The 12486-nt window shown below is 36.2% G+C and carries 12 protein-coding genes; 8 read left to right on the top strand and 4 right to left on the bottom strand.

Translation table 11 applies throughout. From position 1 onward, the window contains the following. Positions 1-61 precede the first annotated feature (61 nt). Entirely contained in the window at positions 62-475 is a 414-nt protein-coding gene (locus tag HHU12_RS01755; protein WP_169654424.1) for a hypothetical protein, read from the bottom strand. 335 nt (positions 476-810) lie between these two features. On the opposite strand from HHU12_RS01755, the gene HHU12_RS01750 reads away from it, so the two are divergent. Continuing rightward, positions 811-1383: a cytochrome b/b6 domain-containing protein gene (locus tag HHU12_RS01750; protein ID WP_169654423.1), complete on the top strand. Its 573-nt coding sequence runs from the start codon at positions 811-813 to the stop codon at positions 1381-1383. Positions 1384-1696: 313 nt separating this feature from the next. On the opposite strand, the gene trhA is transcribed toward HHU12_RS01750, so the two are convergent. After that, positions 1697-2392, bottom strand: a complete 696-nt coding sequence (gene trhA / locus HHU12_RS01745; protein WP_169654422.1) for a PAQR family membrane homeostasis protein TrhA — start codon at positions 2390-2392, stop codon at positions 1697-1699. A gap of 270 nt (positions 2393-2662) precedes the next feature. Between trhA and hutG the strand changes: the two genes are divergently transcribed. The 6 genes from hutG to galE all read left to right on the top strand — a co-directional run bounded on the left by hutG (position 2663) and on the right by galE (position 8676). After that, positions 2663-3652 (top strand): formimidoylglutamase, encoded by a 990-nt coding sequence (gene hutG, locus HHU12_RS01740; RefSeq protein WP_169654421.1) that lies wholly within the window; start codon positions 2663-2665, stop codon positions 3650-3652. A gap of 45 nt (positions 3653-3697) precedes the next feature. Continuing rightward, entirely contained in the window at positions 3698-4360 is a 663-nt protein-coding gene (ung, locus tag HHU12_RS01735) for a uracil-DNA glycosylase (RefSeq protein WP_169654420.1), read from the top strand. A gap of 197 nt (positions 4361-4557) precedes the next feature. Then, complete coding sequence (locus tag HHU12_RS01730) at positions 4558-5421, top strand: cell division protein FtsX (RefSeq protein ID WP_169654419.1); 864 nt, start codon at positions 4558-4560, stop codon at positions 5419-5421. Between the two features lie 9 nt (positions 5422-5430). Continuing rightward, positions 5431-5796 carry a translation initiation factor gene (locus tag HHU12_RS01725; RefSeq protein ID WP_169654418.1) on the top strand — a complete coding sequence of 122 codons (366 nt, stop codon included), beginning with the start codon at positions 5431-5433 and terminating at the stop codon, positions 5794-5796. Positions 5797-5995: 199 nt separating this feature from the next. After that, positions 5996-7585 carry a S8 family peptidase gene (locus HHU12_RS01720; protein WP_169654417.1) on the top strand — a complete coding sequence of 530 codons (1590 nt, stop codon included), beginning with the start codon at positions 5996-5998 and terminating at the stop codon, positions 7583-7585. 56 nt (positions 7586-7641) lie between these two features. Beyond that, entirely contained in the window at positions 7642-8676 is a 1035-nt protein-coding gene (gene galE / locus HHU12_RS01715; RefSeq protein WP_169654416.1) for a UDP-glucose 4-epimerase GalE, read from the top strand. Positions 8677-8776: 100 nt separating this feature from the next. On the opposite strand, the gene HHU12_RS01710 is transcribed toward galE, so the two are convergent. Beyond that, positions 8777-9655: a YicC/YloC family endoribonuclease gene (locus HHU12_RS01710; RefSeq protein WP_169654415.1), complete on the bottom strand. Its 879-nt coding sequence runs from the start codon at positions 9653-9655 to the stop codon at positions 8777-8779. A gap of 191 nt (positions 9656-9846) precedes the next feature. Between HHU12_RS01710 and HHU12_RS01705 the strand changes: the two genes are divergently transcribed. Beyond that, complete coding sequence (locus tag HHU12_RS01705; RefSeq protein WP_169654414.1) at positions 9847-10683, top strand: alpha/beta hydrolase; 837 nt, start codon at positions 9847-9849, stop codon at positions 10681-10683. A 63-nt stretch (positions 10684-10746) separates the two neighbouring features. Here the strand turns inward: HHU12_RS01705 and HHU12_RS01700 are convergent, their stop codons facing one another. Next, entirely contained in the window at positions 10747-12369 is a 1623-nt protein-coding gene (locus tag HHU12_RS01700) for an aspartate:alanine exchanger family transporter (RefSeq protein WP_205959744.1), read from the bottom strand. Positions 12370-12486: the final 117 nt, after the last annotated feature.

The following is a 12486-nucleotide window of genomic DNA, read 5'->3' as shown; positions in this document are numbered from 1 at the left end:
GTTAGGGCTACTTCTTTAAAAGGAAGTAGCCCTAATTTTTTGTTGAATATTTTATTCAGGTTTATGACGTCATGTGATATTCCTCTCCATTCCAGATTACTGAAAGTCCTCCATTGTATTCGGTAATAGAAACGGATTTGTTCTTTTCGTCTTTTTTATAAAATGTGATCACACTTGGTGTGTTTGAATCATATTGAGGAACATATCCATGTAAAACCTCACGGTGTTCTGAGCCACTTTTATCCATAAATTTTAAAACCAGATCTCCTGAAACTTTATCATAAGAAACACTGACTTGTACTTCAGAGGTATGTCTGAATTCTACGATATAAAGCTGTATTTTATCTTCAAAATTTCCTCCCTGTGCATAAAAACTCGCTAGTAAAGGATAATTGTCATTTTGAATTTGAGCAAAAGAATAATGGCAGATAAAGAGAAGCGTGATGAGTAAACTCTTTTGGTAAAACTGTTTCATACTAGGGGTGTTTAATTGTATTGTGTAGATTAAAAATAATAAATCCTTCCAAAAAACGCTATTTGGTATGTTATAAGTGATGTACTGTATTTATAAATTACAAAGAAAATTCTCATTTTTATTTTGTAGAATTGTAATTACTTACACTTTTTAATCACTTAAGTGCTTGGTCAGAAATAGCTTAATGCTGTTTTGGGGTAGTTTTGATGGATTCACAGCCTTAAAAATTGAATAACAATGCTGTTGTTTTATTTTTAAGGAAAGTCAACATAAAATGAATCTTAAAAAACGGTTGAGCTTGATTTTGGAAAAGTACTTATCACTCTTTAAACACAATGACTAATCAAAGCTTCAGTCTATCTCATCGCCTATTACATTGGTTGATCGCTTTTACAATGTTATTTATTCTAATGACTATTTTCCTAAGAGAAAACTGGATGAGTAAATACTATATGCGTGATGTAATCTTAAATTATCTGGGAACTTTTGATGTAGAAATCTCAAAAGATCAAGCCATGAAAGTGGCAAAAGCAATTCGTGGAAATATGTGGCAGTGGCATATTAATGCAGGATACTTATTAATAGGCTTATACGTATTAAGATTAATCGTCAATGCCAAGGAAAAAGGCTTTAAGTTAAACTTTCTTTCTTCTGGACAGCTTACAGCTAAGGAAAAGATGGAAGGATGGGTTTACTTCATTTTTTATGTCTGCATAGCAGGTTCATTAATCACAGGAATGAGTATCATCTACGATATAGGAGATCATGATTTAATGGAAGATATGCATAAACTATCCCTTTACTACCTGGTAAGTTTTATCTTTCTTCATTTCTTAGGAATCATCATGGGAGAGTTAAGAGATAAGAAAAATATAGTATCAAAAATGATACATGGTAAAAACAGTTGAAAAACATTTGAAAGGTGACTTTGGTCATGTATATTTGTAATATACAAACCTAAAATTCAACGCTATGCAAGGAGAAGGATTAATATACAAGATATTATTTATCATCACTCTGAGTACAGTTTTCCCAATGATTGGATATTATCTGGACTACAGACACAAACGTAAAATGTTTAGGAATCTTCCTTCTCAAAAAGGAAAGTCTGTTCAAGAGAAAAAATAATATAATGCAACTGCATAAAGAAGCCCTGTAATTTACAAGATTACAGGGCTTTTGTATTAACTGAGGTGAAAGTGATTGTTTATAATTTATCTTCTAAAAGATGTATAAATAGTAACCATAGTAAATCAGTCCAGCCCCAATCATTACAAATATGTGCCACACAGCATGATTATATCTTAATTTTCTCCATAAATAGAACGGAACGCCTAATGTATACGCTAATCCTCCGGCAATGATCCATTGCATTCCATCACCTAAAGCCTCAAGCATTTCGGGGAATACAAATACACCAACCCAACCTGTCAGCAGATAAAGTGTAATAGATATCCATTGATAACGGTCAGCGACAATCATTTTAAAAATTGTACCTAATATGGCGATGGTCCATATGACTATAAAGAGTTCTGTTCCGCCACTGTTTGGAATTTCAATTAAGCACATAGGAGTGTAAGTACCGGCTATCAACCAATAAATGGCAGAATGGTCTAGAATTACGAGTGTTTTGGTGTAGTTGTCATCAGAATGAAGATGAAGGAGTGTAGAACAAGTAAACAAAATCACCATACTTCCGCCAAAAAGAATAGCAGAAATAATATATTTAGGGTCACTTGTATCGATGCTGTTCAGTAAAATTGCTAATCCTATTGCACTGCCTAATGCAGCAATTCCGTGCGTGATGCTGTTTACAACTTCTTCCTCGGGGGTGTCGCGGGGAATTTCCAGTTCATCAGCAGTTGAGGCTTGGTTGAGTTCGTCGTCTAAAGTGGATGTATAAGAAAGTTTTTTCATGGGATAATTATATTTTTCTGAGATAGGTAGAGGGTGAAGGAATTTAATGTGTCTTCTATTATCAATAAGACAATTAGGTTAGAGGAGTAGCCAAAATAATTTTTTAGTATGCACTGTGAGTTGATGTTATTTAAACTTTTTGAAAGGGTTAATGCAATTAATATACATAATTTTTCTATCCTAAACAACCTTTTTGTTAATTTGTGGAGCACTAAAAAATCTTTTTAGATGAATTAAAAAAAATATTAGAAAAATACAATATATAAATACATGATAGATCATAGATACTTAGCAACAAACCCTTCAATCTGGACCGGAAGAATAGATGGTGAGACGTATGATGTTTTTAGATGGCATCAGAAGGTACAAGTAGTGAATCTTGAAAAAGAAGAAATGCCAACTTTACAAGAAGGTGAAACAGGGGTAGCTATTATTGGTTTCATGTGCGATGAAGGTGTAAAACGTAACAACGGAAGAGTAGGAGCGGTAGATGGACCTTACGAAATGAGAAAAGTAAGTGCCAATTTACCAGTTCATTTTCCTGAATCAGTTCACCTTTTAGATCTAGGGAATATCCAATGTACTGATGAAGACTTGGAAGGTGCTCAGGAGGCATTAGGAAAAGTAATTGAAATGATCTTGACAAAAGGCTACCGTCCATTAGTGTGGGGTGGCGGTCATGAGATTGCCTATGCTCACTATTTAGGGGTTAACGCTTATATGAATAAGGTGCACCCTGGTAAACGATTAGGCATCATTAATTTTGATGCTCATTTTGATTTAAGGGAGCCAAATCCTTTGCCAAGCTCAGGAACTCCTTTTTATCAGATCGCTCAAAAGCAGAAAGAACAAAGCAGATCATTCAATTATTTGGTGATTGGTATCCAAAAAAACAGTAATACTCAAAAACTTTATGATACGGCTAACGATTTGAACGTAAAGTATATTACAGGACGTAGATTGTCGGAAGCAGATAAAGTGGGTACTACACACAAACTGAGTGCATTTTTGGATAGCGTAGATTTTGTATATCAAACAACATGTATGGACGTGTTCGCAGCGCACTATGCACCTGGCGTAAGTGCTTCAGCGTATAATGGAGTAGAGCCCAACCCTACGTTTATGAGATTGTTCAAAAAAGTATACAAAAGCGGAAAGGTGATTTCATCTGATATCGCTGAGTTAAATCCTCGTTTGGATATTGATAAGCGTACTGCAAAATTGGCAGCCGCATTGTCATTTGAAATTGTAAAAGCATAAAATTATACCTTGGGGTTACTTGAAAAGAGTAACTCCTTTTTTTATATGGAAGTAAGAATAGAATCATCCTGGAAAGAAAAACTAACAGCAGAGTTTGAACAGCCCTACTTTGCAAATCTTGTTGAGTTTGTAAAACAAGAATATGCTACAAAAACAATTTTTCCTCCTGCAGGTAAAATTTTCAATGCCTTTGAACATTGTTCTTTTGATAAGGTGAAAGTAGTGATTTTGGGGCAAGATCCTTATCATGGAGAAGGACAGGCTAATGGATTGTGTTTCTCAGTAAGTGACGGAATTAAGCAACCACCTTCTTTGGTCAATATTTTCAAGGAAATTGAAGCGGATTTAGGTATACCGCGTCCCGCATCTGGCAATTTAGAACGTTGGGCGGATCAAGGTGTGTTATTATTGAATGCTACACTTACAGTAGAGGCACACAAAGCAGGTTCACATCAGAATAAAGGGTGGGAGCAATTTACTGACGCTGTGATTGAAAAAGTGGCGAACGAGAAAGAAGGTGTGGTATTTTTCCTATGGGGCTCTTATGCCCAGAAAAAAGGAAGAGTGATTGACCCCAAAAAACATTTGGTTTTAAAGTCAGTTCACCCATCTCCATTATCAGCACATAGAGGTTTCTTTGGAAATCATCAGTTCCAGCAAGCCAATCAATATTTAGAAGAGAGAGGCGAATCACCAATTAATTGGTAAAAAAATCCTCCATCAATATGAAATAATATGATTTTGATGGAGGATTTTAATAAGAACTACACAATTTTGTCGTTAATCTAATGTGTGCCTATAGGTCCACTAAGAGCATGCTGGACTTCTCATCTTCATAAAAATGATGTGGAATGCCATGTCATGCGTTGAAATTATCCCCTAAAAGCAAAATTTTTTATAGACCAATGAAGAAAAAAATCGTTGGAAGTTATCCCTATACAAACGTATTATTCAGTATATCTGCTGCTTTGTTTATGATTGCATTGTTTGGGCTTTTTGCAATTGCAACAAAGAGACTAGCCAACAAACTTTCAAGCGGCATAGAGATGCAGGTGATCTTAGAAAAAGACTTGTCAGAGTCAGATAAAGAAAGCTTATCGGCGGCGATTCAGAACTTTTCTTTTGTTTCTAAAGAAGAACCTCCTCAGTTTATCAGTAAGGAGTCAGCAGCGGAGATTATGATAGAATCTACAGGAGAAGATTTTGTCCGCTTTTTGGGTGAAAATCCACTGAGAGATGCTTTTGCAGTACGCGTGGATGTTGGAGTAGAAAGCAGTGCATTAGAAAATGTAAAACATGAGCTTTCAACGCTCTCCGGTGTTTACGAAGTAGTATATACAAAGAGTATGCTTCAGAACATCAGAGGTAATATGAGAACAATTGGTATAGTGGTGGTTGTACTGTCCCTGATCTTTTTCTCAACGGCAGTTATTCTGATCAATAACTCTATCCGTTTAGCACTTTACTCTCAACGCTTTTTAATCCGTTCTATGCAGTTAGTCGGGGCTACTCAGATGTTTATCAAGCAGCCTTTCCTAATGAGAGGAGCGATCCAAGGAGCAATAGGAGGAGGCATAGCATCCGTCTTTGTGGCTTTGGTGGCTATTTCGGCCCTTTCTTCTATGCCGGAACTTGTGTACTTGATCTCCACAAAAGATATTGGGTTTATTTGTATATTAGCCGTCTTATTGGGAACTTTAGTGGTTGTATCGAGTGTATACTTCGCAATAAGTAAATATTTAAAATTAAAGTTGGACGACCTTTATTAATCAGAAATCATGGGGAGAAAAAACAATAATGATGGGGGCGACTGGAAAGATCGCTTAGGAGTGGTGTTCAGTACTGATCCTGATTATGAATATGAAACGGAATCAGATTTCGAAGAAGAAACACTTCCTCCTAATCAACAAGACTTGAGAGTAATGTTGGACCGTAAAAATAGAAAAGGAAAAGCAGCTACTCTTGTGACAGGTTTTGTAGGCAGTGATGATGATTTAAAAGCTTTAGCCAAAACATTGAAATCAAAATGTGGTGTTGGTGGAAGTGCCAAAGAAGGCGAGATTATCATTCAAGGCGATTTCAGAGACAAAGTGATGGAGCTGCTCAAAGAAGCAGGTTACAAAGCAAAGAAATCTGGAGGTTAAAAAATTAAATATAAAGGCTTGTTGTTATAAAAAATTGTATTTTTGTAGCAATAAATAAGATATGAATGAACCTCGATCTATGATTTTTGTAGAAAGAGGTTTTTTCTTATCAAATAAAAACTGATTAACTTCTAATTAGTACTTATCCCATTATTCAGCATACTTAAAAATATCAAAAAGAAATTGCACTTTTTTAATTATGAAAAAGACACTTTTTACCGCCATTCTATTTCATTTGTCACTGTTGCTTTCAGCACAGGAAACATTTTATCTTGTTCAATTCAAAGATAAAAACCCTACCAACTTCAGTCTATCTAATCCAGAAGAATACCTTTCTGAAGCGTCAATCAATAGAAGAGAAATGATGAATATCGCTATCGATTCATCAGACTTACCTGTAGTACAATCCTATATCGATGCCGTGGCTTCAACTGGAGCAACAATATGGTATCCATTGAAATGGTTCAACGCCGTGATTGTCAGTAATACGAATACGGCAGAGATCGAAAAAATTGCATCTGTTGAGAAAGTAATGAACATGTCAGATAAGACAATGGGCGGGATCGAAGAGGATGAAAAAACTGAGGCCTACGATTATGGTAAAGCAAAACAGCAGAATGAGCTTTTAGGAATTGATAAAATGCACAAGGACGGACACAAAGGTGAAGGAATTCATGTTGCCGTATTAGATGCCGGATTTAAAAATTACACTACAAATCCGTATTTCAATGAACTGAAGTTAGGGGAAGCGTACGATTTTTATTCTAAGAACTCTAATGTAGCAGATGATCATAATCACGGGGCAGATGTATTGTCGACCATGGCAGCTTATGATGAAGGCAGTTTTGTAGGAGGTGCTCCAGAAGCGACCTATTATTTGTACCGTACTGAAAACACATCTTATGAGAGTAGAATTGAAGAGTTGATGTGGGTAGCCGCTGCAGAACGAGCAGACTCGATTGGCGTAGATATCATCCAAAGCTCTTTAGGATATTATGATTTTGATGATGCATCTCAGAATTACACTCAAAGTGATTTAAATGGTAAAACAGCTTGGATCACTTTAGGAGCTAATCATGCCTATACAAAAGGAATTTTAGTGGTTTCATCTGCTGGAAATGAAGGGGCAGGATATTGGAAGAAAATCTCCTTCCCGGCTGATTCACCTTTCGTATTGACGGTAGGTTCCGTAAATAATACTACTTTGAACAAAGCGATTACGAGTTCTTTTGGACCAACATCAGACGGAAGAATCAAGCCTGATGTAATGGCAGCTGGTGAAGGTGCTTGGGTTGTAAAGTCAACAGGTACAGTAAGCACAGCAAATGGTACATCTTTCTCTGCTCCTCAAATGGCAGCATTATGTGCTGGATTAATACAGGCTTTACCAGAAGGCACTACGCCAATGGACGTTATCACAAGGCTTAGAAGGTCTGGAGATAAAGCATCTGCACCGGATAGTCTGTATGGTTTTGGTATTCCTAATTATGAAAGGGCTTTGTTGATTACAGATTTAGAAGAAAATGAAAGCTTGTTCAAAAAGGTGAAAGTATACCCGAATCCAGTAAATGATACAATTATAAAAGTTGAACTTCCTTCGAAATTAAAAAATATTGAACTGGAATTCACATGGTTTACGATGGCAGGGCAAATGCTCCAAAGCCAAAAGTCTTCGAATGAGAAGTCAATAGAACTTTTAAATGTGCCTGCCAGTCATAGAGGACAATATTTATTATTAAGAGTATCTACCGAAGAATATTATAAAACCTTTAAGGTAAAAGTGAATTAAATCAGTACTTTTTAAGTTAGATTATTGTTCTAAGCCAAAAATAATTATTAAATAAGATGTCAAAAAATCAAGTATTAGTCACAGGAGGAACCGGATATATCGGTTCTCATACAGTTGTTGAGCTTCAAAACCAAGGTTATGAAGTAGTAATAGTTGATGATTTATCCAACTCAGAAATTGAAGTTGTAGATAGAATAGAAAAAATTACTGGGAGGCGACCATTTTTTGAGGAGCTGAATTTAGTGAACGAAAGTGGTGTAGAAGCTTTATTTGAAAAATATCCCAATATCGGTTCAGTCATTCACTTTGCCGCATTTAAAGCCGTAGGAGAGTCTGTTAATGAGCCATTGAAATATTATCAAAACAATATCTGTTCGCTAATCAATTTGCTTAACAGCATGAAGAAGCACAAAGTAGCCAATATGGTATTTTCTTCTTCTTGTACTGTGTATGGTCAGCCAGAAGATTTGCCTGTAACAGAGTCTGCTAAAGTACAGCCAGCAGAGTCGCCCTATGGCAATACAAAACAGATTTGTGAAGAAATTTTGAGAGATACCGTAAAGGCATTTTCAGAAATAAAAGCCATTGCTCTTCGTTATTTTAATCCAGTGGGCGCACATTCATCAGCATTAATTGGTGAATTACCAAAGGGAGTACCTCAAAACCTTGTGCCATTCATTACACAAACAGCCATTGGTTTAAGAGAGCAACTTTCAGTATTCGGTGATGATTATAATACGCCTGATGGTTCAGCTATTCGTGATTACATTCATGTTGTAGATTTAGCAAAAGCACATATTATTGCGGCAGAACGCTTGTTGGAAAACAAAAACGAAGAGGGGTATGAGTTCTTCAATTTAGGAACAGGTACTGGATCATCTGTTTTGGAAGTGATCAATGCTTTTGAAAAAGTAAATGACATTCCTGTGAATTATAAAATTGTAGACCGCAGAGAAGGGGATGTGGAGCAGATTTGGGCTGATACGACCATTGCCAATGAAATTTTAGGTTGGAAAGCTGAGAGTGGCATTGATATTATGATGGAGTCAGCATGGAAATGGGAACAGGCGATCCGTAAAGGAAACGCTTAGAAATGTTTCAAAATGCTTTTAAGCATAAAAAAGGCATTATTCTGCGTGATAGAATAATGCCTTTTTCTTTAGGTCGTTTTTGTAAAATTTCAATCTGACCTTATAAAATATTCAAGTTCTGTTCTTTGATTTTCTCCAACTCGTCTTTCATATTCACTACAATTTTCTGAATATCAACATCGTTGGCTTTAGAACCGATGGTATTAATTTCCCTTCCAATTTCCTGAGAAATGAAACCTAATTTTTTACCGTTAGATTTTGGTTGCTCAAGAGTCTGAATAAAGTATTTCAAGTGTTGAGACAATCTTACTTTTTCCTCATTGATATCTAATTTCTCAATATAGAAAATCAATTCCTGTTCAAATCTATTGGCATCAAAGTTCTCGTTGTTTTCAAACTCAGCAATCTGATTTCTCAATCTTTCCTTCAAACGCTCAATTCTTTGAGGGTCTAATTCTATTACTTTCTCAAGATAATCAGTGATGTTTACAATTGCACCTCTTAAAGCTTTCTCCAAGGCTGCACCTTCTACAGTTCTGAATTCAATTGTTTTATTAATTGCTTCTAAAATACCTTCCTGAATAACAGGCCAATCTTCTTTAGTAATATCTTCCTGATTTTCTTTAGAGAAGACTTCCGGCATGTTCATCACAATTTCCAGAAGGTTATTTGAATCAGTATCTAAATCTTCAGAAATGCTTTTCAAGCTGTTGTAATAGCTTTTTATCACTTCAGTGTTTAAAGAAGCCGTTAAACTCTCAGAACGTTTAGAAACATAATTCAAGATCAGAAGAATTTTACCTCTTTGAAGTTTTGAACTCAATAAATTTCTTAACTCAATTTCCTTGTCTGAAAAAGTTGATGACATTTTAATATTGCAATCAGCATTCTTCGAATTAAGTGTCTTAATTTCGATAGAAGCACTGAATTGCTCATTTTCTATTGCTACTTGGCCGAAGCCAGTCATCGATTGTATCATAGGTGAGTTTTATACTTTTTAAAAAAACTTCCGTAAATATACCTTATTCTCTTCACCTTATTCTAATCCCAAAGAATAATATTACTATTTAATAACTTTTAAATAGGGAAAAATGACCGGTTGGAATACAAATCATCAAAATTTATTATCTTTTACTAATTTTTCGAAATACATAAATACACCAAATAAAGATGAAATCATTTGAATACTCTTGGCAAACAGCAGATAATATAGAGATATACGGTAAATGTTGGTTACCTGAAAATGAAAACCCTAAGGCCATAATTGCCATGGTTCATGGTTTTGGTGAACATATAGAAAGGTATGCTCATGTGGCGGCTTTTTTTACTGAAAATAATTATGGCTTTATTGGGTATGATCAAAGAGGTCATGGAAAAACACCTGGCAAAAGAGGCGTGGTGCCAAGTTACAGTGCGGTACTACAAAATGTTTCTGAGTTACTATCTCTTGTTAAAGAAAAATTTCAAGGTTTGCCTATTTATCTTTACGGTCATAGTATGGGTGGAAACATTGTTACTTCTTTTTTATTGAAAGAACAGCCTGAATTTTTAAAGGGGGCTATAGTGACAAGTCCTTGGTTGAGGTTGGCTACTGACCCGCCGGCGTGGCAGGAGAAAATAGGAAAGTTTATAGGGGGTATTATTAAAGATTTTGTGATTCCATCCAAATTGAATCCTGCTGATTTATCCACGGATTTGACAGTAGGGGAGGTGTATATGAAAGACCCTTTGGTGCACAATAAAATCTGTACCGCTTTGTATTTTGGGGTGAAAGATGCTGGTGAGTGGAACATTGCCAATGCAGGCCAATTAAAAACAAATACACTTTTGATGCACGGTGATGATGATAATATTACATCTTATAAGGCTTCAGAAGAGTTTGCCAGTAAAGCACCTTCAGAAAAAATTACTTTCAAGAAATGGGAAGGTTTGAGACATGAAATGCACAATGAGAAAATCAAAGAAGAAGTACTGTCTGAGATTTTATCTTTTGTAGAGAAAAACTGATATAGAAAAGCCCCAGCTGCTAATTAATGCAGTTGGGGCTAAAGCTATCTTATAAATAAAACTCTAAAGTCCTCCAATGATCTGTGCAACAATAATAATTGCAACTAATGCGAAAGGATAAACCGTAGCATATGCAACTTGAGGTGCGTCGCTTTCCGTCATGTTGTCCATTGCACTTAAGCCAGGAGTAGACGTCATGCCACCTGTAAGGGCACCCATCAGCGATAAGAAATTCACCTTAAAGAATACGTGTCCTACAATAGTTACAACAAGCATAGGGATCAAGGTAATCAACGCACCGATTCCAAATAATTGGAAACCGTATTCACTGATTGTTGATACAAGCTTGGTACCGGCACCCACACCTACAGGTGTTAGGAATAATAGCAAACCAAACTGTCTTAAAAGTGCATTAGCGTTACTTGGAAGGTGCCAGATAATCGGTCCTGTCTTACCCAATCTACTTAATCCTAAAGCGGCCATCAATACACCACCTGTAAGACCTAGTGAGAAGGAAGATCCACCCGGAAGTGGTACTTCAAATTTACCTAATAAAACACCGATAATGATACCCAAAGCAACCGGCAGGAAACTTGGTGTTTGGACAATTTTAATACTGTCTCCGAAAAGCTCAGTCAGTCCAATAATATTTCCTTTTGTTGAAGAGATTAATAATTTATCACCGAATCTTAATCGAGTAGAAGGTCTTGGAGATAAATCCAAACCTGCTCGTCTTACTCTGGTGATAGTAGCGAGGTAGTTGTTGTGCAAATCCAATTCACCCAATGTTTTACCTACTACATTTCTTGATGATACCACAAACCAACGAATTTCATGTATACCTGATCGAGGTATTTTCTGTTCCGTCGGTTCGCCTAATAGCAACTCCACTCTTTTAAGAGCATCTTCAGTACCAACGGCTTTCACCAAATCCCCTTTGTGGAGAATAGTGTCTTTCATTGGCGGCTTACTCTCCGTGTTAGGTTCCATTACACGTGAGATGTTGGCCTTTGTCATAAAACGGATATTCAGTTCACCGATGGTTTTTCCGTGAACATTGTCGTTAGTGACAATGAAATTTCTGTTGCTTAGGTCGGGAGTGTCTGCAGTTGCGTCCTCTTCGTATTTTTTCTCAGTTTCTTCAATACTGACACCGAAGAACTTAGGAGCTAATTTTACGAAAAGAATTACACCGATTACCCCAAAAGGATAAGCAATACCGTAACCAATAGAAGCCAGAGGCGATTGTGAGCTTTCAATGGCGGCGGCAAGACCTGGTGTAGAAGTAAGTGCTCCCGTCAATAGACCTACTGCGATTTTAAAGTCTATGTCAAAGGCCATACCTAAAACAAAAGTGACAAGTCCACCTGATACAACAGAAAGAGTTGCTAAAATGATCAGTTTGCTGCCTTGCGATTTAAAGGCTTCGAAAAACGAAGGCCCAGCCTGCATACCAATCGTGAAAATGAATAATAATAAACCTATTTTTTGAATGATCCCGGGTATTGCAAAGTCTTCAAAACCCAATGCATTCATAAGGTAACCATAAAACATGGCTACGAAAATCACTGCAGATAATCCAAAGGATACTCCTTTGACACTGATTTTACCTAATAAAATACCAAATGCAATAATTGCGAATAATGCTACGTAATCTGACTTTAGTAGCGTTAGAAACATCTCCATATTATGAAAGAATGTTTTGTGTGTGAGATAATGAATAATTTGATACTACAAAAGAACAGTATTTTTACTATAAAGTTACTATTTAGATTTCTATAATTATGATGATCTTTTTCATCC

It is taken from the genome of Flammeovirga aprica JL-4 (assembly GCF_012844305.1).
GTDB lineage: Bacteria > Bacteroidota > Bacteroidia > Cytophagales > Flammeovirgaceae > Flammeovirga > Flammeovirga aprica.
The sequence above is the reverse complement of the archived record's forward strand: the minus strand, read 5'-3'. Positions and strand labels throughout refer to the sequence as shown.